Source organism: Bordetella sp. 2513F2 (assembly GCF_054642735.1).
Genome location: NZ_CM137755.1, coordinates 505,509 through 532,036 on the forward strand (window position 1 = coordinate 505,509; position 26,528 = coordinate 532,036).

The window sequence follows — 26,528 nt, forward strand, 5'->3', positions numbered from 1 at the left end:
CTAGTCGAAGCGCTCGATGCGCATGCGCGAGGGGCCCGGGAAGCGCTCGACGCGCTGCGCCGCCCGGGTCTGCGCCTGCACCGTCTGGGCCACCTCGAGCTCGCGCTGCAGGATCACGGCCTCGGCTTTCTCGTGGTTGGGCTTCATCTTGCGCACCATCACCTTGCCGCTGCCGGGGAAATAATTGATGCGCCGGGCGTGCACGTCGCCGAGATCCTGGGCGCGCACCGGAATGCCTTCGAGCTTGAGATAGTTCAGCACGAACTGGCCGTTGCGTTCGCCGATGTTCATCTGCTGCATGGCGCTGAGCACGGCCCCCCCGCCGAACACCTTGGCTTCCAGCCGCTCGCGGGCCGCGCCCGCCTTCAGCAGCTCGTTGATCAGCACCTCCATGGCGAAGGCGCCGTAGCGCATGGTGGCCGACGAAGGCGACTGCGTGTCGCCCTCGGGCAGCATGAAATGGTTCATGCCGCCCACGCCGGTGACGGGATCGTGCACACAGGCAGCCACGCACGAGCCCAGCACGGTGGAGAGCATGAGCTCTTCGCCGTGCGTGACGTAATACTCGTTGGGCAGGATCTTGACCGCCTTGCACTTGAACGTGCTGTCGAAATAGTGGCGCGTGGCGAGTGCTTTGGCGGCGGACGGCATGGGCGTGGTTCGATGCAGGAATGGTAGTGGATCGAAACAAAATGCGCCAAATGTTACATCTTGCGCCTGAGTATACCGGAGCACTGCCGCATCAATGTACGCCGGGCCGGGGCGTGTCGATCGGCGGAACAAGCTGCTTAAAACCGGGTACTCCGGGTGACTGACCAGCGCGCCGACAGTGCGCCCAGCACACCGGCGGCAACGACCGCGCAGGCCAGCACCGGCACGCCGGGCAGGCGCAGGGCGAACTGCGCGCCGTAGCTGCGCGCCAGGCCCAGCAGCGCGTCGTTCAGGGGCGCCAGTGCGATGGCCGCCGCGCCGATCGCCAGCAGCGCGGCCAGTGCGCCCGTCAGCGCGCCCTGGTAGAGGAAGGGGCGGCGCACGAAGGACTCGGTGGCGCCCACCAGCCGCGCCACGGCGATTTCCTCGCGCTGCGTCATGGCCTGCAGGCGCACGGTATTGAACACCGTGGCCAGCACCACCACGGCCACGCAGGCCGCCAGGAACAGCAGGCCGATGCGCGCGAACCGCAGGATGGCCTCCAGCCGCTGCACCCAGGCGCTGTCGAGCTGCACCTGGTCGACCTGCTCCCAGGTGCGCCATTGGTCGGCCAGCGCGGCGGCCCTGGCTGCGAGGTCGGGCCCGTCGGCCAGGGTGGCGACCACCGCGTCCGGCAGGGGGTTGTCCGGCAGCACGGCCAGGGCTTCGTCCCAGGCCGGATCCCGGCGCAGGGCCGACAGCGCCTCTTCGCGCGGCACCACGCGCACCGCCGCCACCTGGGTGCCGGCTTCGCGGGCGATGCGGTCGGCCACGGCGCGGGAGGCCTCGGCGGGGGCGCCGGGCTGCATGAAGACCGTGAGTTCGGGCGTGACCGACAGCTGGCGCGCCACCGGCTGCACCGAAACCAGGATGGCGGTGCCCAGCAGCGGCAGGGCCAGGGCCAGGGCCATGACCAGGATGTTGGCCAGCGACGAGAGCGGCTGCCGGAGCAGGCGCCGCAAGGTGACGGACAGGGCGTAGCGATGCTGCCTCAGCCAGGCCTTCATGCCTCGCCTCCGTGCGTGTCGTGGAAGCGGCCGTGGTCGATGCTGAGCGTGCGGCTGGCATAGCCGGCCATGAGGGCCCGGTCGTGCGAGGCGATCAGCGTCGTGACGCCGACGCGATTGAAGTCCCGGAAGACGTTCATGATGCGCTGGGCGTTGCCCGAGTCGAGGTTGGCAGTGGGTTCGTCGGCGATGAGGATGGCGGGGCGATTCACGATGGCCCGGGCGATGGCCAGGCGCTGCTGCTCGCCGCCCGACAGCTCGATGGGGTTGAGGTCTTCCTTGCCGGCCAGCCCCACTTTGTCGAGCGCGGCGCGGGCGCGGGTGGTGGCGGCATCGGCGGGGTGGCCCAGCACGGCCAGGGGCAGCATGACGTTCTGCAGCGCGCTGCGGTCGTAGAGCAGGTGGGTGTCCTGCAGGATCACGCCCACGGCGCGGCGCAGGTAGGGCCTGGCGCGCGCCGACAGCCTGTCGAGCCGCTGGCCGTTGACCTGTATGGATCCTCGCGTGGGCGGCTCCAGCCCTCCGATGAGCTTGAGCAGGGTGGACTTGCCCGCGCCCGAGGGGCCCGATACGAAGACGAACTCGCCGGCGGTGATCCGGAAGTTGATGTCGGCCAGGATGTTGCGGCCGCGTCCGTACGATTTGAAGACGTGCTGGAATTCGATCATGGCGACGCCGAAGTGAAGCCGCAATAGTACCGTGCCGGAGCGGGGCGCCGGCAAGGGCGGCCCAGGGGGTGAAGGAAAAATCCGTCCCCGTTTTGTCGGCCGGGCGCAAAGGGATTTCCCCCATGTCCCCTAATTTGTCCAAACGCTACGATGCCGCCAAGCGCACGGCCTACCCGGGGTGCGCAGCTTCAGAAAGACCCCCATACGGAGATCAGCAATGAAAGCATTGAAACTCGCCGCGCTCGGCGCCGCTCTGTTCGCCGCTACGTCGGCGGCCCACGCCGGCGCCACGTTCGACAACGTGAAGAAGAAGGGTTTCGTCCAGTGCGGCGTGTCCACCGGGATCCCCGGCTTCTCGATCGCCGACAGCAAGGGTCAGTGGCAGGGCATCGACGTCGACATGTGCCGCGCCGTCGCCGCTGCGATGTTCAACGACGCCACCAAGTTCAAGGTCACCCCGCTCAACACCCAGCAGCGCTTCACCGCCCTGCAGTCGGGCGAGGTCGACGTGCTCACCCGCAACACCACCCAGACCCTCACGCGCGACACCACCCTGGGCCTGATCGGCGCCGGCGTGAACTACTACGACAGCCAGGGCGTCATGGTCTCCAAGGACCTCGGCGTCTCGAGCGCCAAGGAGCTCGGCGGGGCCACCATCTGCGTGCAGCCCGGCACCACCACCGAGCTCAACCTGGCCGACTGGTTCCGCGGCAACAAGATCGAGTTCAAGCCGGTCGTCATCGACAAGTACGACGAAATCGTCCGTGCGTTCTCGTCCGGCCGCTGCGACGCCTTCACCACCGACAAGTCGCAGCTGGCGTCCACCCGCACCACCCTGGCCGATCCCGACAAGTACGTGATCCTGCCCGAGGACTTCTCCAAGGAGCCGCTCGGCCCCATGGTGCGCCAGGGCGACGAGCAGTGGTTCAACGTGGTGCGCTGGTCGCTCAACGCCATGCTCGAAGCCGAGGAGTACGGCATCACCTCGCAGAACGTCGACGAAATGACCAAGAGCGCCAATCCCAACATCCAGCGCATCCTGGGCGTGACCCCGGGCATGGGCAAGAACCTGGGCGTGGACGACAAGTGGGCCTACACCATCATCAAGCAGGTGGGCAACTACGGCGAGAGCTTCGAGCGCACCCTGGGCAAGAGCAGCCCCATGAAGCTCGAGCGCGGCCTGAACGCCTCGTACAAGGACGGCGGCCTGATGTACGGCTGGCCGGTGCGCTGAGCCGCAGCGCTGCCTGAGCGCGAAGCCCCAGCGGGGCTTCGCCCGTTTCCCGCCTCCCCGCGCGGCCGGGTGGCAGGAGCGCCGGACGTGCACGGCACGTCCGGCGATGTCCGACTTCCGTAGATCTCCTTCATGGCTACTTCCCCCGACAATGCCCCCGTCCCGGCTCCCCCGCGGCGGCTGTCCTGGAACGACCCCGGCGTGCGCGCCGTCGTCTACCAGGTCATCGCGCTGGGCGCCGTGGCCCTGGGCGTCTGGTTCCTCGTATCGAACACGCTCACCAACCTGTCCGTGCGCAACATCTCCACGGGCTTCGGTTTCCTGGATCGCGAGGCCGGCTTCGCCATCGGCGAGACGGCCATCGCGTACGATCCTTCCCATACCTATGGCCGGGCCATCGTGGTCGGGCTGCTCAACACGCTGCGCGTCGCCGTGCTGGGCATCATCCTGGCCACCATCCTGGGCACGCTCATCGGCATCGGGCGGCTCTCCAAGAACTGGCTCATCTCGCGGCTGACCTCGATCTACGTCGAGGTGATGCGCAACGTGCCGCTGCTGCTGCAGCTCTTCTTCTGGTATGCCATCATCACCGAGAGCATGCCGGGCCCGCGCCAGGCGCACAATCCGCTGCCGGGCGTGTTCCTGTCCAACCGCGGCCTCAAGGTGCCGGGCCTGGAAGGCGCCTCGCTGGACTGGATCCTGGCCGGCCTGGGCCTGGCCATCGTGGCCATCGTCGTGCTGGCCAACTGGGCCCGCAAGCGCCATGCGCAGACGGGCCACCTGTTCCCGCTGGGGCGCTGGGTGCTGATCCTGCTGGTCGGCCTTCCGGTGCTGGGCTGGCTGCTCAGCGGCATGTCGCTCACGCTCGACATGCCGGTGCTCAAGGGCTTCAACTTCGCCGGCGGGCTTACCCTGTCGCCGGAGTTCGCCGCGCTGCTCGCCGGCCTGGTGATCTACACCTCGGCCTTCGTGGCCGAAGTGGTGCGCTCCGGCGTGCAGGCCGTCAGCCATGGCCAGTGGGAAGCCGCCAGCTCGCTGGGCCTGCGCCGCGGGCTGGTGCTGCGCCTCGTGGTGCTGCCCCAGGCGTTGCGCGTGATCATCCCGCCCATGACCAGCCAATACCTCAACCTCACCAAGAACAGCTCGCTGGCCGTGGCCATCGGCTACCCGGACATCGTGTCGGTGGTCAACACCACGCTCAACCAGACGGGCCAGGCCATCGAGGGCATCCTCATCATCATGGCGGCCTACCTCACCGTGAGCCTGTCGATCTCGGTGTTCATGAACTGGTACAACAAGCGCATCGCGCTGGTGGAGCGTTGACATGAGCAGCACCACGCATACATCCACCGAGGGCCTGCCCCCGCCCGGCAGCCACATCGGCGCCGGGCACTGGATACGCACGCGGCTGTTCTCCTCGCCGCTGAACATCCTGCTCACGCTGCTGGCCGTCTGGTTCATCATCATGGCGGTGCCTGCGCTGATCGACTGGGCGCTGATCCAGGCCACCTACAGCGGCACCGCCGACCAATGCCGCGCCAGTTCCGGGGCGTGCTGGGCCTTCATCGTCGAGAAGCACCGCCTGATCCTCTTCGGCACCTATCCCTACGACGAGCAATGGCGCCCCCTGCTGGCCTGCATCATCCTCGTGGCGGTGGTGGTGTGCAGCGGCATGCGGCGCTTCTGGAATGCCAGCCTGGCCGTGATCTGGGTGGTGGGCCTGGCGGCGGTGGCCGTGCTGATGTGGGGCGGCGTGCTCGGCCTGAGCCACGTCGAGAATTCCCGCTGGGGCGGCCTGCCGATCACGCTGATCCTGTCCACCTTCGGCATCGCCATCGCCTTTCCCTTCGGGGTGCTGCTGGCGCTGGGACGGCGTTCGCGCATGCCCGCCATCAAGGCCCTGTGCGTCGTCTACATCGAGCTCATCCGCGGCGTACCGCTGATCAGCCTGCTGTTCATGTCGTCGGTGATGCTGCCGCTGTTCCTTCCCGAGGGCTTCTCGATCGACAAGCTGCTGCGCGCGCAGATCGCCATCATCCTGTTCGCGGCGGCCTATATCGCCGAAACCGTGCGCGGGGGGCTGCAGGCCATACCCAAGGGGCAGTACGAGGGCGCCGATTCGCTGGGCCTGACCTACTGGCAGCAGATGCGCAAGATCATCCTGCCGCAGGCGCTGAAGATCGTGATCCCGCCGCTGGTGAGCATCTTCATCGCGCTGTTCAAGGACACCTCGCTGGTGGTGATCATCGGCATCTTCGACCTGACGCTGGCCGCCAAGGCGGCGCTGGCGGACGCGGCATGGCGCGGATTCAGCGTGGAGGCGTATGTCTTCATCGCCTTGATCTACTTCGCCTTCTGCTATTCCATGTCCAAGTACAGCCAGGCGCTCGAGAAACGGCTGCAGACCGGCCACGCGAGATAAGAACAACCCGCCGCGCCGCCGCCGGCGGCGCGGCTTGCGACCATTACGGGAGTACAGGCATGTCGGATGCCATCATTCGTATGCAGGACGTGAACAAGTGGTACGGCCAGTTCCACGTGCTGCGCAACATCAACCTGGAAGTGACCCGCGGCGAGCGCATCGTCATCTGCGGCCCTTCGGGATCGGGCAAGTCCACCATGATCCGCTGCATCAACCGGCTGGAGGAACACCAGCAGGGCAAGATCATCGTCGAGGGCACCGAGCTCACCAACGACCTCAAGCAGATCGAGGCGATCCGCCGCGACGTGGGCATGGTGTTCCAGCACTTCAACCTGTTCCCGCACCTCACGGTGCTGGAGAACCTCACGCTGGGGCCCACCTGGGTGCTCAAGAAGCCGCGCGCCGAAGCCGAAGCCACGGCCATGAAATACCTCGAGCGGGTGCGCATCCCCGAGCAGGCCAAGAAGTTCCCCGGCCAGCTGTCGGGCGGCCAGCAGCAGCGGGTGGCCATCGCGCGTTCGCTGTGCATGAATCCCAAGGTCATGCTGTTCGACGAGCCCACCTCCGCGCTGGATCCCGAAATGGTCAAGGAGGTGCTGGACGTGATGGTGAGCCTGGCCCAGGAAAGCGGCATGACCATGCTGTGCGTCACCCACGAGATGGGTTTCGCGCGCAAGGTGGCGAACCGGGTGATCTTCATGGACCGCGGCGAGATCATCGAGCAGAACAGCCCGGACGCGTTCTTCGACAACCCGCAGAACGAGCGGACCAAGCTGTTCCTCAGCCAGATCCTGCACTGAGGGGCCGGCGCCATCCGGGGAACAGAGGCGGCGCAGGCGGCATATTCGCGGCAGCGGCAGGCGGGGCATCGGTTATGCTTGCCCCGCCATATCAACACAGACAGCAACAAGCAGGAGACTCTGCCCATGGTCCGCCCGTCCGCCTCATCCCCCCGTTCTTCCATCCGCCGCGCACTGCTGGGCGGCGCGCTGGCCCTGGCCGCCGCACTGGGCATCGCCCCGTCGGCCGCGCTGGCCCAGGGCTACCCCGAGAAGCCGCTGCGCTTCATCGTGCCGTATCCCCCCGGCGGCCCGCTCGACGCCATGGCCCGCCTGCTGGCGGAGAAAGTCCGCGCATCGCTGGGCCAGCCCGTGATCGTGGAGAACCGCTCGGGCGCCGGCGGCAACATCGGCGCGGATCTCATCGCCAAGGCGGCGCCCGACGGCTACACGCTGGGCATGGGGGCGGTCGCCACCCACGCCATCAACCCGTGGCTGTTCGCCAACCTGCCATACGACCCCATCAAGGACTTCGCGCCCGTCACCATCGTGGCCTCGGTGCCCAACGTGCTGGTCGCGAACACCGATTTCGTGGAGCGCAATGGCATCAAGACCCTGGCGGACCTGATCGCCTACGCCAAGAAGAACCCGGGCAAGCTGAATTTCGGCTCGGGCGGCAACGGCAGCGCCGGCCACCTGGCAGGCGAGCTGCTCAAGGCGCGCGCCGGCATCGTCGCCGAGCACATCCCCTACCAGGGCGCCGCGCCGGCCCAGATGGCGCTGCTGGCGGGCCAGTCCGACTTCATGTTCGACAACCTGGCCGCGGCCGCGCCGCTGATCAAGGACGGCAAGGTCAGGGCGCTGGCGGTCACCACCACCGAGCGCTCCTCGCTGCTGCCCGATGTGCCCACGGTGCAGCAGGCCGGCGTGGCGGGCTTCGACCTGGGCACCTGGTTCGGCGTGTTCACCACCGGCGGCGTGCCGGCCGACGTGGTGGCCAGGCTGAACCAGGCTTATGCCGATGCCATGCGCCAGCCCGACGTGCGCCAGCGCCTGCTCACCATGGGCTCCGAAGCGCAGCCCATGACGCCCGAGGCATTCGCCGAGTTCGTCAAGACGGAGAAGGGCAAGTACCAGGAGCTGGTGAAGCTCTCCGGCGCCAGCCTGAACTGACGCGCGGCGGCGCCGCGCTTCCGGTTACATCCGCAGGGGGCGGTCCGGGGCATACAATGACCGTTCCCATCACCGGCCCGGATTGCCCGTCGCGACGGCGGGCAGCAGGGCGCACACCGACGGATGACCACCTTGCCCACTGACTCCCATTCCTCCACGCCTCCGTCGCCCCAGCGCAAGACGGTGGCCCGTCACGCCTGGGCCGTCTTCGGGGGCGAGCCGGTCGTGCACGCCTGGCATCATGATGCGCTGGACCTGTCCATCGACATCATCGAAGTGGACGACAGCCCTTACGAGGGCCTGGTGTCGTACAGCACCATCGGCCTGTTCGAGCTGGACTTGCGGCAGGACGACGGCAGCCCCATGAGCACGCAGGTCGAGCTCTGCGCCGAGGCGCCCCACGAGCAGGAAGAATGGGGCGGCATCCTCAGCACGGCCGCCTTCGTGCTGATGCGGGCCGGCCAGGCCGTGCGCTCGGGCAGCGTGCTGCCGGATTGCGTGTCCGAGTACTATCCGGAAACCACCGTGCCGCACCTATACCTGTGCGCGCCCTACGCCTGGAACGATACGGAATTCCCGCCGGTGGCGTTCGACGGAACGCAGGTGAACTGGCTGCAGGTCGTGCCGATCTCCGAGGCCGAGCGCGCCTACCTCGAGCGCGAGGGCCAGGAGGCGTTCGAGGACGCCCTGGTGGAGGCCGATCCCGACATCTATTCGCTGGATCGCCCCTCGCTGTTCTGAGCCCGGCGCCTCAGCCCCGGGCCCAGCCCTTGGCGTGTTCGACGGCCTGGCGCCAGCGCGCGATCCGCGCCTGGCGGGCGTCCTCGGGCCATGCCGGCTCGAAGCGGCGGTCCGGCTGCCACTGGGCGGCGAATTCTTCCTGCGATTCCCAGAATCCGGCCGCCAGTCCGGCCAGGCCCGCGGCGCCCAGCGCCGTGGATTCGGGCACGCGCGGGCGCACCACGGGCACGCCCAGCAGGTCGGCCTGCATCTGCATCAGCAGGTCGTTGCGCGCGGCGCCGCCGTCGACCCGCAGCTCCGACAGCGCGATGCCGCTGTCGGCCTTCATGCACGCCAGCAATTCGGCGCTTTGCAGCGCGATCGATTCCAGCGTTGCGCGCGCGATGTGCGCGCGCGTGGTGCCGCGCGTCAGGCCCACGATGGTGCCGCGCGCGTAGGGGTCCCAGTGCGGCGCGCCCAGGCCGGCGAATGCCGGCACCACGAACACGTCGTCGGTGCCGCCCACCTGCGCCGCCAGGGCTTCGACGTCGGCGGAGCGCGGGATGATGCCCAGGCCGTCGCGCAGCCACTGGACCGCCGCCCCGGCCATGAAGATGCCGCCTTCCAGCATGTAGGTGGGGCGCCAGCGCCCGGCTTCGGGCATGCCCCAGCCCACGGTGGACAGCAGGTTGTGGTGCGAGGCAACGGGTTCCTCGCCCACGTTCATGAGCATGAAGCAGCCGGTGCCGTAGGTGTTCTTGGCCATGCCGGGGCGGAAGCAGGCCTGGCCGAACGTGGCAGCGTGCTGGTCTCCGGCCACGCCGGATATGGGAATGCTGCCGCCGAACCATTCCGGCAGGGACTGCCCCACCTCGCCGCTGCTGGGCGCGATGGCAGGCAGGAGGCTGCGCGGAATATCCAGCAGGGACAGGATCTCGTCGCTCCAGTCCTGTTTGTGGATGTCGAACAGCATGGTGCGCGCGGCGTTGCCGGGGTCGGTGCTGTGCACCGCGCCGCCGGTGAGCTGCCACACCAGCCAGGTGTCCACCGTGCCGAATGCCAGCTCGCCCCGCTCGGCGGCTTTTCGCGCGCCCGGCACGTGGTCCAGCAGCCATGCCAGCTTGGTGCCGGAGAAATAGGCGTCCACCACCAGGCCGGTGCGCGCCTGCAGCATGTCGGCGTGTCCCTGCTGGCGCAGGCTCTCGCACAGCGGCGCGGTGCGGCGGTCCTGCCAGACCAGGGCCCGGGCCAGCGGCCGGCCGGTGGCGCGTTCCCAGAGCAGGGTGGTCTCGCGCTGGTTGGTGATGCCGATGGCGGCCACGTCGGCGGCGGTGGCGCCCACGTTGCGCAAGGCCTCGCGCGCCACCTCGAGCTGGGACTGCCAGATCTCCATGGCATCGTGCTCGACCCAGCCGGGGCGCGGGTAGTACTGGCGGAATTCGCGCTGGCCGATGCCGCGCACCGAGCCGCTGCGGTCGAACACGATGGCGCGGGAACTCGTGGTGCCCTGGTCCAGGGCGAGTACGAACTCGTGCTTGGTCATGTAGGCCTCCTCTTTGCGGCATTGAGCTCGGCGCCGGCCTGCGGCGCCAGGCGGCGGAACGACAGGGCCGACAGCATGCACATCGCGCCGATCACCACAAAGCCTACCACTACGTCGGGGATTTCCAGCCGATCCGCGCCGCGCAGGTTCATGCTGAGATTGATGGCCACCGCGGCCACGCCCACGCCCAGGCTGATCCCCAGCTGCTGCGCCATGGCCGAGAAGCTGCTGGCCTGGCTCATCCGCCCCGGCGGGATGTCGGCAAAGCTGAGCGTGTTGACACCGGTGAACTGCAGCGACCGGAAGAAGCCGCCGACCAGCAGCACCCCGATCATCAGCCACACCGGGGTGGCAGGCGTGAAGGCCCCGCAGGCAATGACGAACAGCCCCGTGAGCAGCGCATTGACCATGAGCACCCGGCGAAAGCCGAAGCGGTGCACGATGGGCGTGGCCACGAACTTCATGAGCAGCGCGCCGGCGGCGCTGGCGAAGGTGATCAGGCCGGCCTGGAACGGCGTCAGGCCGAAGCCCACCTGCAGCAGCATGGCCAGCAGGAACGGCGTGCCGCCGACCGCGAAGCGGCACAGGTTGCCGCCCAGGGTGGAGATGGCGAAGGTCGGGATGCGCATCAGCGACAGGTCGATGATGGGATGGTCGACGCGGCGTGCGTGGCGCACGTACAGCACGCCGCAGGCCAGGCCCACGGCCAGCAGCCCCGCCATCCAGGCGGGCGACAGCAGCCCGTGGCCGATCGACTCGAAGCTGCTGACCAGGGCGGCCAGGCAGACCGCGCTCAGCAGGAAGCCGGTGAAGTCCAGCCGCGGCGTGCCGGTCTCGCGGATGTCCGGCACGTGGCGCATCACCAGCGCGATGCCGAAGATGCCGATGGGGATGTTGATCAGGAAGATCCAGTGCCATGACATGTAGGTGACCATGAACCCGCCCAGCGGCGGGCCGATCACCGGCCCCAGCAGCGCGGGGATCGACAGGAAGGACATGGCCTTGAGGAGGTCTTCCTTGGGCACGATGCGCAGCAGGATGACCCGGCCGACCGGCACCATCATGGCGCCCGCCATGCCCTGGACGACCCGGGCGACGACCAGGTGGCCGAGGTTCTGCGACAGGGCGCAGCCCACCGAGCTGAGGGTGAACAGGGCGATGGCGGCGATGAAGACCCGCTTGGCGCCGTAGCGGTCGGCCGCCCAGCCGCTGACGGGAACGAACACGGCCACGGCCAGGAGGTAGGAGGTGATGGCCACGTTGAGGCGCACGGGGCTCGAGCCCAGGGCTGCTGCCATGGCCGGCAGGGCGGTCGCCACCACGGTGGAATCCAGCATCTGCATGAACAGCGCGCAACCGACGATGAAAGGGATCATGCGGGCGGCGCGGGCCGCCTCGGCGGCGGAAGGGGCTGGGGCGGTGGGGGATTCGGCAGGCATGGAGGCGGCAGTGGCGGGCGTGGCACGATTGTAACGCCGGGGGACGGGGCATTCCGCCGCTGAAGTAAACTCTCAGCATCGTCAACCGCATCACCGCATGCAACCATGGCCACCCACTACGAATCCGACATCACCCGCTTCCTGAAGGAATACAAGGCCCAGCATCCCGACGTGGAAGAGCGCCAGCGCGAAGGTCGCGCGCGCCTCTGGGACAAGCCCCAGGACCTGGACCTGCTGGAATCGTTCCGGGCCGCGCGCGTGCCGCAGAAGCCCTACGTCTACCAGGCCGACTGACCGGTGAGCCGCCGGTCGCGCCCATGACCCACAACGCCTCCATTCCGGGCGACGACCTGGCTGCGCTGGTGGAACCCCAGGTCGACAGCACCCCCGACACCGTCGACAGCGTTGCTTTCGCGCGCCTGTACGGCGAACCGCTGTTCCAGCTGCCGAACGACCTCTACATACCGCCCGATGCGCTGGAGGTGTTCCTGGAGGCCTTCGAGGGGCCGCTCGACCTCCTGCTCTACCTGATCCGCAAGCAGAACTTCAACGTGCTGGACATCCCCATGGCGGATGTCACGCGGCAGTACCTGTCCTACGTCGACCAGATCCGCACCCACAACCTGGAACTGGCCGCCGAGTACCTGCTCATGGCGGCGCTGCTGATCGAGATCAAGTCGCGCATGCTGCTGCCCGTGAAGAAGTCCGACACGGGCGAAGAGCCCGAGGACCCTCGCGCAGAACTGGTGCGCAGGCTGCTCGAGTACGAGCAGATGAAGCTGGCGGCCCGCAAGCTCGACGCGCTGCCTCAGCTGGGCCGCGATTTCGTGCGGGCCCAGGCGGCCGCCGAAGTCAGCGTGGAACGCATGCTGCCCGAGGTCAGCGTCGACGACCTGCGGCAGGCCTGGGCCGACATCATGAAGCGCGCCCGCCTCAACCAGCACCACCACATCACCCGCGAACAGCTGTCGGTGCGCGACCACATGACGCACATCCTGCGCCGCCTGAACGAAGTCCGCTTCATGGAATTCGGCGAGCTCTTCATGGAGCGCATACGCGCGGGCGCGCCGACCGCGGTGGTGGTGGTCCATTTCATCGCCATGCTCGAGCTGGCGCGCGAGTCGCTGCTCGAGATCACTCAGGCCGAGCCCTACGCGCCCATCTACGTGCGCCTGGCCTACACCAGTGCCGCAGCCGCCTGAGCGGCGGCGCCCACCGCCAGCCGAGCCTCCCGGAGCATTCCCTTGAAAGTCGTACACACCATCCAGGAACTGCGCGATCACCTGCGCGGCCAGACCCGAGTGTCTTTCGTGCCCACCATGGGCAACCTGCACGACGGCCACCTGGCGCTGATGAAACTGGCGCGCCACCACGGCGATCCGGTGGTGGCCAGCATCTTCGTCAACCGGCTGCAGTTCGGCCCCAACGAAGACTTCGACCGCTACCCGCGCACGCTGGCCGACGACGTCGCCAAGCTCGAGCGCCAGCGCGACGTCTACGTACTGTTCGCGCCCGACGAGCGTGAGATGTATCCGGAGCCGCAGAACTACCGCGTGCAGCCTCCCGACGAGCTGGGCGACATCCTCGAGGGTGAATTCCGCCCGGGATTTTTCGCCGGCGTCTGTACCGTGGTGCTCAAGCTGTTCTCCTGCGTGCAGCCGCGCGTGGCCGTGTTCGGCAAGAAGGACTACCAGCAGCTCATGGTGGTGCGCAACATGTGCCGCCAGTTCCAGCTGCCCGTGGACATCGTGGCGCACGAGACCGTGCGCGCCGGGGACGGCCTGGCGCTGTCCTCGCGCAACCGCTATCTCAGCGAGGCCCAGCGCGCCGAGGCGCCGGCCCTTTATGCGGCCCTGGAGGCCGTGCGCCAGCAGGTGCGCGACGGCGCCAGCGACCCGGCCGAGATCGAGGACCGGGCCGTGCGCGGCCTGGTCGCGCGCGGCTGGCAGGTTGATTACGTCGCGCTGCGCCGCCAGCGCGACCTGAAGGTCCCCGCTGCCTCGGAGATCACCGCCGGCGAGCCGCTGGTGGTGCTGGCTGCCGCCCGGCTGGGCGACACGCGCCTGATCGACAACCTGGAGCTGTAGCGTTCAGGTCACTGCCAGAATTGGCAGTTTCAGGGTTGGTTACGTCGTGACACACTTGTGCAACATTGGATTGCAGCGAGGCGTACATGCACTGTGGCAACCCCTCAACCCTGGCCGAGCCCGTGCCCGAACCGCTGGCCACCCTCACGCCGCGCGAGCGCGAGCTGCTCACTTATGTGGCGGCGGGCCGGCCCAACAAGGTCATCGCCATCGACTTCGGCATTTCCATGCGGACTGCCGAGGCGCATCGCGCCCGCATCTTCCGCAAGCTGGGCGTGCGCAATGCCATGGAGCTGGCCTGCCGCCTCTGCCCGCACCGCCGCGGATAGCCCTGCCGGCGCGCTACGGGCAGCGCGGGGCCGGCTGCTTGTCGAGCTCGCCGATGGGGTCGAGGTCGGGCTGGCGGGTGAGGTTGTAGCTGAGGTTGGGCACATGGCCCACCACCGAACGCACGCGCAGCACGTTGTTCGCCGAAGACACCAGTTCGGCGCGGGTGTTGCCTGTCGCATCCAGCAGCATCACATGCACAGGCCGGCCGGCCGTGGCGTTCCAGCAGCCCTGCTCGGCCACGGGCGCGTTCTGCGCAGTGGCCGCCAGGTAGGTCGTGCGGGCCCGCCAGCGCCCATTGGGCGCGAGGGTGAGCGTGACGCGCTGCGCCTCGCACTGCATTGCGCCGGCAAAGCAGGGCAGCGTGCCCAGGTAGGTTTGCGCCTGCGGCAGGAAGGCCTGGATGGCCGGGTCGGCTGCGCCTTCGCCGGGCGCCGCGGCGGGTGCGGCGGGTTTGGCATCAGGTTGCGGCACCATGCGCGCGTTGGCGCCTCCGGATGGCGGAGGGGGCGCCGGGGTATCGTCGGTGCCCGGCACGCCGGGCGCGGCAGCCTGGTGCGTACGGTTTTCGTCTCCCCTGAGGCCGATCTGCACCTGCGACGGCGCCTGCACCACGGTGCGGTAGCCTGCGCCCTGGCCCTGGTACTGGGCATCGGTGATCGAACTTTCGCGCGGCCGGTCGTAGTAGCCGCTGCTGCGCTGCTGGGCGCAGCCAGCCAGCGCGGCGGCGGCCAGCAGCAGCGCGGCCACGGCGCCGGGACGGAAACACGTTGCAGAAGAGGCGCGGGGGACGGGCATGGGGATCGGTCCGGATACGGTGCGGGTTGCAGCAATACTCAGCTGGCGATTCTACGCACTTATGGCAGGCTCCGATACGGCCGCGCCGGTTTGAACTATTGCGCCGCAGCCGGAATAATGCGGCGTCTCCTACAGGCCGCCGGCGATGCACCGCCGGCCCGATCCCCATGTGGCATGCCTTCCCCATAGACCCCGTGCTGGCCATCGTGCTGGCAGCCCTGGCCGGGCTGCTGGTCGGCAGCTGGCTCACGGTGCCGGCTCACCGGCTGCCGCGCATGATGGAGCGCGAGTGGCGCGCCCAGGCGGAACAGGCCGATGCATCGGATGCCGCGCCGTATGACCTGCTGCGTCCGGGCTGGCACTGCCCCGGATGCCAGGCGTCGGTGCGCGGCTGGCGCGCGCTGCCGCTGGTCGGCTGGCTGGCGGCCCGCGGGCGCTGCCGGCAGTGCGCCGCGCCTATAGGCTGGCGCTACCCCGCCATGGAGCTGGCCACCGCCGGCCTGTTCGCGGCCTGCGCCTGGCGCTTCGGGGCCACGCCCATGGCCCTCTGCGGCATGGGCCTGGCGGCCACGCTGCTGGTGCTGGCCTGGATCGACTTCGAAACCAGCCTGCTGCCCGACGCGCTCACCTTGCCGCTGGCCTGGGCCGGCCTGCTGGTGAACCTGCGCGGCGACGGCCTGGCGCCCCTGCCTCTCGCGGTGCTGGGGGCGGTGGCGGGGTATCTGTTCCTCTGGGTCGTGTTCCATGCCTTCCGGCTGCTTACCCGGCGCGAGGGCATGGGCTATGGCGACTTCAAGCTCATGGCCGCGCTCGGGGCCTGGTTCGGCCTGGCAGCCGTGCCATGGCTGCTGCTGGGCGCTTCGCTGGCCGGCGCGGTGGTGGGCATCGGCCTGCGGCTGGCCGGCCGCATCGGGCGTGGCCATGCCCTGCCGTTCGGCCCCTATCTGGCAATGGGCGGTATCCTGATGCTGCTGGCCATGGGCGAGCCCGCCTGGGTGTTCTGGTACCGCTGAGCCGCCCTGCGCGGCACCATGGGTTGGACGCAACGCGACGAATGGAAACGGGATGTACAGCATCGGACTGACGGGAGGCATCGGCTCGGGCAAATCGCGCGTGGCCGACATGCTGGCCGAATGGGGCGCCGCCGTGGTCGACACCGACCGCATCGCCCATGCGCTCACTGCGCCGGGCGGGGCGGCCATGCCTGCCATACGCGAGGCTTTCGGGCCGCAGGCCGTGTCGGCCGACGGCGCACTGGACCGGGCGTGGATGCGCGAACGGGTCTTCCGCGAGCCCCCGGCCCGGGCGCAGCTCGAAGCCCTGCTGCATCCGCTCATCGGCCGCGAGACGCAGGCCCAGGCAGCGCAGGCCCGCGGCGCCTATCTGGTGTTCGTCGTGCCGCTGCTGGTGGAGTCCGGGCGCTGGCGCGAGCGGGTCGACCGCGTGTGCGTGGTCGATTGCGATCCGGATACACAAGTGGCAAGGGTGCAGGCCCGCAGCGGGCTGACGGAGGAAGCCATCCGGCGTATCATGGCGGCACAGGCCGCGCGGGCAACCCGGCTGGCTGCCGCCGACGACGTCATCCTGAACGACGGCGCCACCACGCCCGACCTGTTGCGCGCGCGGGCGAAGAGCATGCACGACCGCTGGATCATGCTGGCGGCGGCATCGGCCCGGCCGGTCTCCGGCCCGGACGCCCCCTCCTGAAACACATTCGGCCTGCGAGCCGATCACCAACGGGCCTGCAGCGAGTGATTCTGTACGAATATCCTTTCAACGAGCGTATCCGGGCCTACCTGCGGCTCGAGTATCTTTTCGACAGGCTGTTCTTCTTCGCCCGTGGCGACGATATCCGGGAACACCAGATCGCCGTGTCCACGCTGTTCGACATACTCGATACGTGCGAGCGCACCGACGTCAAGGGCTCGGTGCTCCAGGATCTCGAACGCCAGCGTTCCACGCTGGCCGGCCTGCGCGGGCATCCGGGCGTGGCCCAGGACGCCCTCGAAACCATGCTGGCCGAGATGGAGAAGGCCACCTCCGCCCTGGTGGGCCAGGGCAAGACCGGCCAGGCGCTGCGCGAGAACGAGTGGCTCACCAGCCTGCGCGGCCGGCTGGCGGTGCCCGGCGGGGCCACCCAGGTCGAGATGCCTTCCTATCACGCGTGGCAGCACAAACCCACGGAGGCGCGACGCGCCGACCTGGGCGCGTGGTGCACGCCCATGCTGGCGCTGCACGAGGCGCTGGCGATGGCGCTGCGGCTGCTGCGCGAGGCGGGGCGCCGCGCCGACATCGTGGCCGAGCAGGGCGCCTTCCAGCAGATGCTGGGCGGCAAGGTCTACCAGCTGATGCGCGTCTGGATCGATCCCGCCCAGGGCGTGTTTCCGGAGATCAGTGCGAACAAGTACATGATCTGGATCCGCTTCTCCACCCAGGACGGCGAGTTCAAGCCGCAGCCGGTGGCCCGCGACGTGCCCTTCCAGATGTCGCTCTGCGCCGTCTAGCCTCTGCGGGCGGGGGGCGGCAAGCGGTCGGCCGAACCTGTTGCGGTCGATTACAACCGGGCACCGTGGCGTGCGGCTCTAGTGGACAATAGCGGCTCTCGTCAGCCCGGACCCGTCTATGCCCGATAGCCCTTCCGATTCCCCGCCATCGCGCTGGTCGCGTCGTCGCCTCGCCTGGCTTGCCCTCGTGGTTCTGCTCCTTGCCACTGCCGTGTGGTGGTGGTTCCTGCGCCCGGCGGCCACACCCGAAGGGGGCGCCGGCGGGCAGCCCGCCGGCCGCGGCGGCGCCATGCGCGGCGGCCCTGCGTTCATGATGAACATGCCCACGCCCGTGCGGCTGGCCGAGGCGCGTGCCCAGGATATCCAGGTGGTGCTGCGCGCGCTGGGCACCGTCACGGCCTACAACACCGTCACGGTGCGCAGCCGGGTCGACGGCGAACTGGTCGAGGTCGCCTTCCGGGAAGGCCAGTCCGTCAAGGCCGGCGACCTGCTCGCGCAGATCGATCCGCGCCCCTACCAGGTGGCGCTGGCCCAGGCGGAAGGCACGCTGCAGCAGAACCGCGCCCAGCTCGAGAACGCCCGCCGCGACCTGCAGCGCTATCAGGTCCTCCACAAGCAGGATTCCATCGCGCGCCAGACGCTGGACACGCAGGCCGCGCTGGTGCGCCAATACGAGGGCACCGTGCGCACCAACCAGGCCGCGGTCGACGACGCCAAGCTGCAGCTTTCCTACACCCGCATCACCGCGCCCATCGCCGGCAGGCTGGGCCTGCGCCAGGTCGACCAGGGCAACCTGATTTCCAGCGGCGACACCACCGGGCTGGTGGTGATCACCCAGACCCAGCCCATCGCGGTCATGTTCACCCTCCCCGAGACACAGCTCCCCGAAGTGCTGCAGCAGCTGCGCGCCGGCCGGCAGCTCAGCGTGGAGGCCTATGACCGCTCCGACACGGAGCGCATCGCCGGCGGCGTGCTGGAAACCGTGGACAACCAGATCGACGTGGCCACCGGAACGGTCAAGCTCAAGGCGCGCTTCGACAACCAGGACCAGCTGCTTTTTCCCAATCAGTTCGTCAACGTGCGCCTGCTGGTCGAGACCCGCCCCGGCGTCACCGCCATTCCCATGGCGGCGGTGCAGCAGGGGTCCAAGGGCACGTTCGTGTTCGTGGCGCGCGACGACGACACCGTGACGGTGCGGCAGGTGAAGCTGGGCGCCATCAATGGCGACTGGGTGGCCGTGAACGAGGGCATCGGGGTCGGCGAGCGCGTGGTCGTCGAAGGCACCGACCGGCTGCGCGAGGGCGCGCGCATCGAAGTCGTGACCGGCGATGCCGCCATCTCGGCCACGCCGGGCGAGTCGCTCGGCGCCGGCAGCCCGCAGGGTACGGCGCCGGCGGGCGAGCGTCCCCCCAGGGCGGGCAGGCGGGCGCAGTGAACCCGTCGCGCGTCTTCATCCTGCGGCCCATCGCCACCACGCTTTCGATGGTGGCGATCCTGATCGCCGGCTTCATCGCGTACCGCATGCTGCCGGTGTCGTCGCTGCCCGAGGTCGACTACCCCACCATCCAGGTGGTCACGCTGTATCCGGGGGCCAGCCCCGACGTGATGACCTCGCTGGTCACCTCGCCGCTGGAACGGCAGTTCGGGCAGATGCCCGGCCTGAACCAGATGTCGTCCACCAGCTCCGGCGGGGCGTCGGTGATCACGCTGCAGTTCAGCCTGGACCTCGCCCTGGACGTGGCCGAGCAGGAGGTGCAGGCGGCCATCAACGCGGCGTCCAACCTGCTGCCCAGCGACTTGCCGGTGCCGCCCGTCTACAACAAGGTGAACCCGGCCGACGCGGCGGTGATCACCCTGGCCATCACCTCTCCCACCATGCCGCTGCCGCAGGTGCGCGATCTCATCGATACGCGCATGGCGCAGAAACTGTCGCAGATACCCGGCGTGGGGCTGGTCAGCGTGGCGGGCGGGCAGCGGCCGGCCGTGCGCGTGCGGGTCAATCCCCAGGCGCTGGCTGCCACGGGGCTCAGCCTGGCCGACCTGCGCAGCGCCATCGTCGGCGCCAACGTCAACCAGCCCAAGGGCAACCTCGACGGCCCGGTGCGTTCCACCACCATCGACGCCAACGACCAGCTGGCCTCGCCCACGGCCTACAACGACCTGATCATCGCCTATCGCAACAACGCGCCGCTGCGCCTGTCCGACGTGGCGCAGGCGGTGCAGGGCGCAGAAGACGCGCGACAGGCCGCCTGGGTGGGCGACCAGCCCGCCATCCTGCTCAACGTGCAGCGCCAGCCCGGCGCCAACGTCATCGACGTGGTGGACCGCATCCACGAGATGCTGCCCCAGCTGCGCGCCTCGCTGCCGGCCACGCTGGACGTGTCGGTGGTGTCGGACCGCACCCAGACCATCCGGGAGTCGGTCTCCCATGTGCAGCGCGAGATGCTGTTCGCCATCGGCCTGGTGGTCTTCGTGACCTTCGTCTTCCTGCGCAGCCTGTCGGCCACCCTGATCCCCAGCGTGGTCGTGCCGCTGTCGCTGGTGGGCACCTTCGGCATCATGTACCTGGCGGGCTTCAGCATCAACAACCTCACGCTGATGGCGCTCACCATCGCCACGGGCTTCGTGGTGGACGACGCCATCGTCATGATCGAGAACATCGCCCGCCATCTCGAGAACGGCGAGACGCCGCTGCAGGCGGCGCTCAAGGGCGCATCGCAGATCGGCTTCACGCTGGTCTCGCTGACCTTCTCGCTGATCGCGGTGCTGATCCCGCTGCTCTTCATGACCGAGGTCGTGGGCCGGCTGTTCCGCGAGTTCGCCGTGACGCTGGCGGTGGCCATCCTGATCTCGCTCGTCATCTCGCTCACGCTCACGCCCATGATGTGCGCACGCCTGCTGCGTCCGGAATCGGAGCAGAAGCACGGGCGTTTCCACCGGGCCAGCGGCGCCCTCATCGACCGCACGATCGCCGGCTACGACCGCCTGCTGCGGGTGGTGCTGCGCCACCAGCCGCTCACCCTGCTGGTGGCCGTGGGCACCTTCGTGCTGACGGCGCTGCTGTACCTGGCCATTCCCAAGGGCTTCTTCCCGCAGCAGGACAGCGGGCTGATCCAGGCCATCACGCAGGCGCCGCAGACGGCCTCGTTCTCGTCCATGTCCGAGCGCCAGCGCGAAGTGGCACGCATCGTGATGCAGGACCCCGACGTCTCCGCGGTGTCTTCGTTCATCGGCGTCGACGGCAGCAACGCGACGCTGAGCGCGGGCCGCATGCAGATCGCGCTCAAGCCCAATGCCGAGCGCGACGGCACGCTGCCCGAGGTGGTGGAACGCCTGCAGAAGGCGCTCAGCGAGCAGCAGGATGGCATGACGGTCTACATGCAGCCGGTGCAGGACCTCACCATCGAGGACCGCATCAGCCGCACGCAATACCAGATGACGCTGTCCAACCCGGACCTCGACGTGCTGAGCGAATGGACGCCCAGGCTGGTGGAGCGCCTGTCGCAGCTGCCCGAGCTGCGCGACGTCAACCATGACCTGCAGGACCAGGGCCTGCAGACCTGGGTGCAGATCGACCGCGACGCGGCCTCGCGCCTGGGCATCAGCGTGGCCGACATCGACGACGCGCTCTACGACGCCTTCGGCCAGCGCCTGATCTCCACCATCTTCACCCAGTCGAACCAGTACCGCGTGGTGCTTGAGGTGGAGCCGCAGTTCCGCGACGGGCCGCAGGCGCTGGAGCGCATCCACGTCGGCACCGGCGACGGCCAGCAGGTGCCGCTGTCGGCCGTGGCCCGCTTCAGCGAAGGCCGCTCGCTGCTGGCGGTGAGCCGGCTGGACCAGTTCCCCGTTGTCACCGTGTCGTTCAACCTGGCGCCGGGGGCCTCGCTGTCTTCGGCCGTGGAGGCCATCGGGCAGGCCGAGCAGGAGCTGGGCCTGCCGCCCAGCATCGAAACGCGCTTCCAGGGCGCGGCGCTGGCGTTCCAGAATTCCCTCTCCAGCACGCTGTGGCTCATCGTGGCGGCCATCGTCACCATGTACATCGTGCTGGGCGTGCTCTATGAGAGCTACATCCATCCGGTCACGATCCTGTCCACGCTGCCCTCCGCCGGCGTGGGCGCGCTGCTGGCCCTGATGCTCACGGGCCGCGACCTGGACATGATAGGCATCATCGGCATCATCCTGCTGATCGGCATCGTGAAGAAGAACGCCATCATGATGATCGACTTCGCGCTGGAGGCCGAGCGCAAGCGCGGGCTGTCGCCGCTGGCGGCCATCCATGAGGCGGCGCTGCTGCGCTTCCGGCCCATCCTCATGACCACGCTGGCCGCGCTGTTCGGCGCGCTGCCGCTGATGCTGGCCACCGGCACCGGCGCGGAGCTGCGCCAGCCCCTGGGCCTGGTGATGGTGGGCGGGCTGCTGGTGAGCCAGGTGCTCACGCTGTTCACCACGCCCGTCATCTACCTGATGTTCGACCGGCTGGTGCGCCGCCGCGCGCCGCAGGAGGCGCCGCAGCCATGAGCCTGTCGACGTCGTTCATCGTGCGGCCGGTGGCCACCACCCTGCTGTGCCTGGGGCTGGTGCTGGCGGGGCTGCTGTCGTACCGGCTGCTGCCGGTGGCGCCGCTGCCGCAGGTGGATTTCCCGATGATTTCCGTGTCGGCCAGCCTGCCCGGCGCCAGCCCGGAGACCATGGCGTCCAGCGTGGCCACCCCGCTGGAACGGGCCCTGGGCAGCATCGCCGGCGTCACCGAGATGACCTCGCGCAATTCCCAGGGCTCCACGCGCATCACGCTGCAGTTCGACCTGGGCCGCGACATCGACGCCGCGGCGCGCGACGTGCAGGCGGCCATCAATGCGGCGCGATCGCTGCTGCCTTCGGGGCTGCGCAACAATCCCACCTACAACAAGGTCAATCCGTCGTCGGCCCCCATCATGGTGCTGGCCATGACGTCATCCACCCTCAGCCAGGGCAGGCTGTACGACCTGGCCTCCACCATCGTGGCCCAGAAGCTGGCCCAGGTGAACGGGGTGGGCGAGGTCACGGTGGGCGGCAGCTCGCTGCCGGCCGTGCGGGTCGACCTCATCCCCGGCGCGCTCTCGAGCCGCGGCGTGTCGCTCGACGAGGTGCGCCAGGCCCTGTCGGCGGCCAACGCCAACCGCCCCAAGGGCATGCTGGAGAACGACGACTACCACTGGCAGATCATGGCCAGCGACCAGCTCGAGCGCGCGGAGCAATACCGGCCGCTGATCGTGGCGTGGCGCGACGGCGCCCCGGTGCGCCTGGCGGACGTGGCCACGGTGGAGGACTCGGTCGAGGACCTCTACCAGACCGGCTTCTACAACGACAGTCCCGCAATCCTCATCATCCTGCGCCGCCAGGCCGACGCCAACATCATCGAGACCGTGGAGGCGGTGCGTGCGCAGCTGCCGCAGCTGGCCGCGCTGCTGCCCGGCGACGTGAACCTCGACGTGGCGCAGGACCGCACGCCCAGCATCCGCGCCTCGCTGCACGAGGCCGAACTGACCCTGGTGATCGCGGTGGGGCTGGTGATGGTGGTGGTGCTGCTGTTCCTGCGGCGGCTGCGCGCGGCCCTGATCCCCACCGTGGCCGTGCCGGTGTCGCTGGTGGGCACGTTCTGCGTGATGTACCTGTGCGGATACACGCTGAACACCATTTCCCTGATGGCCCTGATCGTCGCCACCGGGTTCGTGGTGGACGACGCCATCGTGGTGCTCGAGAACATCATGCGCCACGTCGAGGCGGGTGCCTCGCCGCTGCGCGCGGCGCTGCGCGGCACGCGCGAGGTGGGTTTCACCGTGCTCGCGATGAGCCTGTCGCTGGTGGCGGTGTTCATACCCATCCTGCTGATGGGCGGGGTGGCGGGCCGGCTGTTCCGCGAATTCGCGGTCACGCTGTCGGCCGCGATCATGGTGTCGCTGGTGGTGTCGCTCACCCTCACGCCCATGATGTGCGCGCGGCTGCTCCAGCCCGAGCCGCAGGCGCCGCGCAAGCCGGGCCCCGTGGGCGCATGGCTCGAGCGCGCGCTGGGGGGCATGCATCGCGGCTACGACCGCAGCCTGGGGTGGGCGCTGCGGCACCCGCGTTTCATGATGCTGCTGCTGGCCGCGGCGATAGGCCTCAATTTCTACCTCTATGCCGTCGTGCCCAAGGGCCTCATGCCGCAGCAGGACACCGGGCAGCTGATGGGATTCTTCCGGGCCGACCAGGGTTCTTCGTTCCAGTCCACCGTGCCGAAGCTGGAGTATTTCCGCCGCATCATCATGTCGGATCCGGCGGTGCGCAGCGTCACCGCCTATGCCGGCGGCCGGGGCGGCAGCAACTCCAGCTTCATCATGGTCGAGCTCAAGCCGCTGGACCAGCGCGACGCCAGCGCCGAGGAGGTCATCGCCCGGCTGCGCGCTCGCATGCAGAACGTCCCGGGGGCGCGCATGTTCCTGGTTGCGCAGCAGGACATCCGCGTGGGCGGCCGCGCCACCTCCACGGGATCGTACGAATACACCCTGATGTCGGGCGACCTGGACCTGCTGCGCACCTGGCGGCCGCGCGTGCAGCAGGCCATGGCTGCGCTGCCGCAGCTCACCGACGTCGAGGCCGACACCGAGGACCAGGGCACGCAGGTCGACCTGGTGATAGACCGCGACGCGGCCACGCGCCTGGGCATCAGCATGTCCGACATCGCGGCGGTGTTGAACAACTCGTTCAGCCAGCGGCAGGTGTCGGTGATGTACGGGCCGCTCAACCAGTACCACGTGGTCATGGGCGTGGACCCGCGATTCGCGCGCGATGCGCAGTCGCTGGAGCACGTGCACGTGATCGCGGCCGACGGGCAGCGGGTGCCCCTGTCGGCCTTCGCCAGCATGCGGCTGGGCAACGCGCCGCTCAGCGTGCAGCACCAGGGGCTGTTCGTGGCCGACACCATTTCGTTCAGCCTGCCGCCCGGCGTCTCGCTGGGCGAGGCCACGCAGGCCATCGACGCCGCGGTGGCCCGCATCGGCCTGCCGTCCGACCAGATCCAGGCCGGCTTCCAGGGCACGGCCGCCGAGCTCCAGAAGACGCTGGACCAGCAGCCGTGGCTGATCCTGGCTGCGCTGGTCACCATGTATATCGTGCTGGGCATGCTCTACGAGAGCCTGGTGCATCCGCTCACCATCCTCTCCACGCTGCCGTCGGCCGGCATCGGGGCGCTGCTGGCGCTGATGCTGTTCGGCAGCGAGTTCTCGGTGATCGCGCTGATCGGCGTGTTCCTGCTGATCGGCATCGTGAAGAAGAACGCCATCATGATGGTGGACTTCGCCCTGGATGCCGAGCGCAAGCGCGGCCTGAGCCCGCGCGAGTCGATCCACGAGGCCTGCCTCACGCGCTTTCGCCCCATCATGATGACCACGCTGGCGGCCATCTTCGGCGCGGTGCCGCTGGTGGTGGCCACCGGGGCCGGCGTGGAGATGCGCCAGCCGCTGGGCATCACCATCGTGGGCGGCCTGGTGCTCAGCCAGGTGCTCACCCTCTACACCACGCCCGTGGTGTATCTGTACCTCGATCGCTTCCGCCTGTGGGCCGCCCGGTTGCGGCATCGCGGCGCCGTTTCTCCTGCCACGCGTCCATGATGCCCGAGTCCCGTTTCCGCCTTCCCACGTTCGTCCCGCGCCTCGGCGCCACGCTGCTGTGCGCCGTGCTCTCCGCCTGTGCCGTGGGGCCGGACTACCAGCGTCCCGTGCTGGACGTGGGTACGGCCTACAAGCAGGACCGCGCGCCCGTGGACGGCTGGAAACCCGCGGAGCCCGCCGATACGGCCGCGCGCGGCGCCTGGTGGCGCATCTACGGCGATCCGGTGCTCGACGACCTGATGGCGCGCCTGGATGACGCCAACCAGGACATCGCCGTGGCCCAGGCCAATTACCGCCAGGCCGAGGCGCTGGTGCGCGGCGCGCGCGCCAGCCTGTTCCCCGTGGTCGGCGCGGGCGCCGGCGCCACCCGTTCCGGCAGCGGCGCCTCCAGCACCTCGTCGGTGTCCAACCAGTATTCGCTCTCCGGCTCGGTGAGCTGGGAGGCCGATGTATGGGGCCGCCTGCGGCGCAGCCTGGAGAGCAGCCGCGCGAGCGCCGAGGCTTCGGAGGCCGACCTGGCCGCCACGCGGCTCAGCGCGCAATCGGCGCTGGCGCAGAACTACTTCCGGCTGCGCGTGCTGGACCAGCAGGAGCGCCTGCTGCAGGCCACCGTGCAGGCCTACGAACGCTCGCTGCGTCTCACGCGCAACCGCTACGACGCGGGCGTGGCGGGCAAGTCCGACGTGACCCTCGCCACCACCCAGCTCGAGAATGCCCGGGCCCAGCTGGTGGACCTGGCATGGCAGCGCGGGCAGTTCGAGCATGCGGTGGCCGTGCTGGTGGGCCTGCCGCCGTCGAAGTTCGCGTTGCCGGCGCAGGAAGCGTACGCGCAGCGGGTGCCCCAGGTTCCGCCGGGCGTGCCCTCGGCGCTGCTCGAGCGGCGGCCCGACGTGGCGGCGGCCGAGCGGCGCACCGCTGCCGCCAATGCCGCGATCGGCGTGGCGCAGTCGGCCTGGTTCCCCAGCCTGGTGCTGTCGGCCGACGGCGGTTTCCGCAGCGGCAGCTTCGCGAACTGGCTGACCGCGCCGGCACGCTTCTGGTCGCTGGGGCCCGAGCTGGCCCTCACGCTGTTCGACGCGGGTGCACGCCGGGCCGAGGTCGACCAGGCGCTTGCCGCCTACGATGCGCAGGCCGCAGCCTACCGGCAGGCGGTGCTGACGGCCTTGCGCGAGGTCGAAGACTATCTGGTGCAATTGCGCGTGCTGGGCGAGGAGCAGCAGGTCCAGGCCCGCGCGCTGGAAGCCGCGCGCGAGTCGCTGCGCCTGATCCGCAACCAGTACGACGAGGGCATGCTGGACTACCTCGACGTGGCCACGGTCGAGACGGCGGCCTTGAGCGCCGAGCGCAGCGCGCTCAGCCTGCACGGCGACCGCCTGGTGGCCAGCGTGCAGCTGATAGCCGCCCTGGGCGGAGGCTGGGAGGGGCTGCGCGACGCCGCGGGTGCGGCATCGCCAGCCGCGGCGGCCGCAGCCGATGAGCCCCCCGGGGCCGCCTCCGGGGGCCGCTGAC

General features: G+C 69.3%; 23 protein-coding genes. 17 read left to right on the forward strand and 6 right to left on the reverse strand.

Annotation, left to right across the window (positions count from 1 at the left end; genetic code table 11):
* The 3 genes from cheD to ACYBYQ_RS02390 form a co-directional block, all read right to left on the reverse strand.
* Nucleotides 1-651, reverse strand: coding sequence for a chemoreceptor glutamine deamidase CheD (gene cheD / locus ACYBYQ_RS02380; protein WP_459616797.1), 651 nt, complete (start codon nucleotides 649-651; stop codon nucleotides 1-3).
* A gap of 137 nt (nucleotides 652-788) precedes the next feature.
* Nucleotides 789-1,697 carry a cell division protein FtsX gene (locus tag ACYBYQ_RS02385; protein WP_459616798.1) on the reverse strand — a complete coding sequence of 303 codons (909 nt, stop codon included), beginning with the start codon at nucleotides 1,695-1,697 and terminating at the stop codon, nucleotides 789-791.
* A complete protein-coding gene (locus tag ACYBYQ_RS02390; RefSeq protein WP_459616799.1) occupies nucleotides 1,694-2,365 on the reverse strand; it encodes a cell division ATP-binding protein FtsE in 672 nt (223 codons plus the stop codon). The genes ACYBYQ_RS02385 and ACYBYQ_RS02390 overlap by 4 nt, the downstream gene beginning before the upstream one ends.
* Nucleotides 2,366-2,582: 217 nt before the next feature.
* On the opposite strand from ACYBYQ_RS02390, the gene ACYBYQ_RS02395 reads away from it, so the two are divergent.
* The 6 genes from ACYBYQ_RS02395 (at nucleotide 2,583) to ACYBYQ_RS02420 (ending at nucleotide 8,714) form a co-directional block, all read left to right on the forward strand.
* Complete coding sequence (locus ACYBYQ_RS02395) at nucleotides 2,583-3,599, forward strand: amino acid ABC transporter substrate-binding protein (RefSeq protein WP_459616800.1); 1,017 nt, start codon at nucleotides 2,583-2,585, stop codon at nucleotides 3,597-3,599.
* Between the two features lie 132 nt (nucleotides 3,600-3,731).
* On the forward strand, nucleotides 3,732-4,922 hold the full coding sequence (locus ACYBYQ_RS02400; RefSeq protein ID WP_459616801.1) for an amino acid ABC transporter permease: 1,191 nt from the start codon (nucleotides 3,732-3,734) through the stop codon (nucleotides 4,920-4,922).
* 1 nt (nucleotide 4,923) lies between these two features.
* A complete protein-coding gene (locus ACYBYQ_RS02405) occupies nucleotides 4,924-6,021 on the forward strand; it encodes an amino acid ABC transporter permease (RefSeq protein WP_459616802.1) in 1,098 nt (365 codons plus the stop codon).
* Between the two features lie 59 nt (nucleotides 6,022-6,080).
* Complete coding sequence (locus tag ACYBYQ_RS02410; RefSeq protein ID WP_459616803.1) at nucleotides 6,081-6,821, forward strand: amino acid ABC transporter ATP-binding protein; 741 nt, start codon at nucleotides 6,081-6,083, stop codon at nucleotides 6,819-6,821.
* Between the two features lie 126 nt (nucleotides 6,822-6,947).
* Nucleotides 6,948-7,973, forward strand: coding sequence for a Bug family tripartite tricarboxylate transporter substrate binding protein (locus ACYBYQ_RS02415; RefSeq protein WP_459616804.1), 1,026 nt, complete (start codon nucleotides 6,948-6,950; stop codon nucleotides 7,971-7,973).
* A 132-nt stretch (nucleotides 7,974-8,105) separates the two neighbouring features.
* Nucleotides 8,106-8,714, forward strand: coding sequence for a suppressor of fused domain protein (locus tag ACYBYQ_RS02420; protein WP_459616805.1), 609 nt, complete (start codon nucleotides 8,106-8,108; stop codon nucleotides 8,712-8,714).
* Between the two features lie 10 nt (nucleotides 8,715-8,724).
* Here ACYBYQ_RS02420 and glpK read toward each other — a convergent pair whose 3' ends face one another.
* Nucleotides 8,725-10,236, reverse strand: coding sequence for a glycerol kinase GlpK (gene glpK / locus ACYBYQ_RS02425; RefSeq protein WP_459616806.1), 1,512 nt, complete (start codon nucleotides 10,234-10,236; stop codon nucleotides 8,725-8,727).
* Nucleotides 10,233-11,675, reverse strand: coding sequence for a DHA2 family efflux MFS transporter permease subunit (locus ACYBYQ_RS02430; RefSeq protein WP_459616807.1), 1,443 nt, complete (start codon nucleotides 11,673-11,675; stop codon nucleotides 10,233-10,235). Before ACYBYQ_RS02430 ends, glpK begins: the two co-directional genes overlap by 4 nt.
* A 105-nt stretch (nucleotides 11,676-11,780) precedes the next feature.
* Between ACYBYQ_RS02430 and ACYBYQ_RS02435 the strand changes: the two genes are divergently transcribed.
* The 4 genes from ACYBYQ_RS02435 to ACYBYQ_RS02450 all read left to right on the forward strand — a co-directional run bounded on the left by ACYBYQ_RS02435 (nucleotide 11,781) and on the right by ACYBYQ_RS02450 (nucleotide 14,091).
* On the forward strand, nucleotides 11,781-11,969 hold the full coding sequence (locus tag ACYBYQ_RS02435; RefSeq protein ID WP_459616808.1) for a DUF3460 family protein: 189 nt from the start codon (nucleotides 11,781-11,783) through the stop codon (nucleotides 11,967-11,969).
* Nucleotides 11,970-11,992: 23 nt separating this feature from the next.
* The gene (locus tag ACYBYQ_RS02440; protein ID WP_459616809.1) at nucleotides 11,993-12,877 is read left to right on the forward strand and encodes a segregation and condensation protein A; all 885 of its coding nucleotides are present in this window, start codon (nucleotides 11,993-11,995) and stop codon (nucleotides 12,875-12,877) included.
* A 42-nt stretch (nucleotides 12,878-12,919) separates the two neighbouring features.
* On the forward strand, nucleotides 12,920-13,762 hold the full coding sequence (gene panC / locus ACYBYQ_RS02445; protein ID WP_459616810.1) for a pantoate--beta-alanine ligase: 843 nt from the start codon (nucleotides 12,920-12,922) through the stop codon (nucleotides 13,760-13,762).
* An 86-nt stretch (nucleotides 13,763-13,848) separates the two neighbouring features.
* Nucleotides 13,849-14,091 (forward strand): response regulator transcription factor, encoded by a 243-nt coding sequence (locus ACYBYQ_RS02450; protein ID WP_459616811.1) that lies wholly within the window; start codon nucleotides 13,849-13,851, stop codon nucleotides 14,089-14,091.
* Between the two features lie 13 nt (nucleotides 14,092-14,104).
* On the opposite strand, the gene ACYBYQ_RS02455 is transcribed toward ACYBYQ_RS02450, so the two are convergent.
* On the reverse strand, nucleotides 14,105-14,887 hold the full coding sequence (locus ACYBYQ_RS02455; RefSeq protein WP_459616812.1) for a copper resistance protein NlpE N-terminal domain-containing protein: 783 nt from the start codon (nucleotides 14,885-14,887) through the stop codon (nucleotides 14,105-14,107).
* 167 nt (nucleotides 14,888-15,054) lie between these two features.
* Here ACYBYQ_RS02455 and ACYBYQ_RS02460 point away from each other — a divergent pair, with 167 nt between their 5' ends.
* From ACYBYQ_RS02460 to ACYBYQ_RS02490, 7 genes are all read left to right on the forward strand, one after another.
* Nucleotides 15,055-15,900 carry a prepilin peptidase gene (locus ACYBYQ_RS02460; protein ID WP_459616813.1) on the forward strand — a complete coding sequence of 282 codons (846 nt, stop codon included), beginning with the start codon at nucleotides 15,055-15,057 and terminating at the stop codon, nucleotides 15,898-15,900.
* 52 nt (nucleotides 15,901-15,952) lie between these two features.
* Nucleotides 15,953-16,594, forward strand: a complete 642-nt coding sequence (coaE, locus tag ACYBYQ_RS02465; protein ID WP_459616814.1) for a dephospho-CoA kinase — start codon at nucleotides 15,953-15,955, stop codon at nucleotides 16,592-16,594.
* A 44-nt stretch (nucleotides 16,595-16,638) separates the two neighbouring features.
* On the forward strand, nucleotides 16,639-17,391 hold the full coding sequence (gene zapD, locus ACYBYQ_RS02470) for a cell division protein ZapD (protein ID WP_459616815.1): 753 nt from the start codon (nucleotides 16,639-16,641) through the stop codon (nucleotides 17,389-17,391).
* Between the two features lie 118 nt (nucleotides 17,392-17,509).
* Nucleotides 17,510-18,826, forward strand: coding sequence for an MdtA/MuxA family multidrug efflux RND transporter periplasmic adaptor subunit (locus tag ACYBYQ_RS02475; protein WP_459616816.1), 1,317 nt, complete (start codon nucleotides 17,510-17,512; stop codon nucleotides 18,824-18,826).
* Nucleotides 18,823-21,912, forward strand: a complete 3,090-nt coding sequence (locus ACYBYQ_RS02480; protein WP_459616817.1) for an MdtB/MuxB family multidrug efflux RND transporter permease subunit — start codon at nucleotides 18,823-18,825, stop codon at nucleotides 21,910-21,912. The genes ACYBYQ_RS02475 and ACYBYQ_RS02480 overlap by 4 nt, the downstream gene beginning before the upstream one ends.
* Nucleotides 21,909-25,019 (forward strand): multidrug efflux RND transporter permease subunit, encoded by a 3,111-nt coding sequence (locus tag ACYBYQ_RS02485; RefSeq protein ID WP_459616818.1) that lies wholly within the window; start codon nucleotides 21,909-21,911, stop codon nucleotides 25,017-25,019. Before ACYBYQ_RS02480 ends, ACYBYQ_RS02485 begins: the two co-directional genes overlap by 4 nt.
* Nucleotides 25,019-26,527 carry an efflux transporter outer membrane subunit gene (locus ACYBYQ_RS02490; RefSeq protein WP_459618686.1) on the forward strand — a complete coding sequence of 503 codons (1,509 nt, stop codon included), beginning with the start codon at nucleotides 25,019-25,021 and terminating at the stop codon, nucleotides 26,525-26,527. Before ACYBYQ_RS02485 ends, ACYBYQ_RS02490 begins: the two co-directional genes overlap by 1 nt.
* Nucleotide 26,528: the final 1 nt, after the last annotated feature.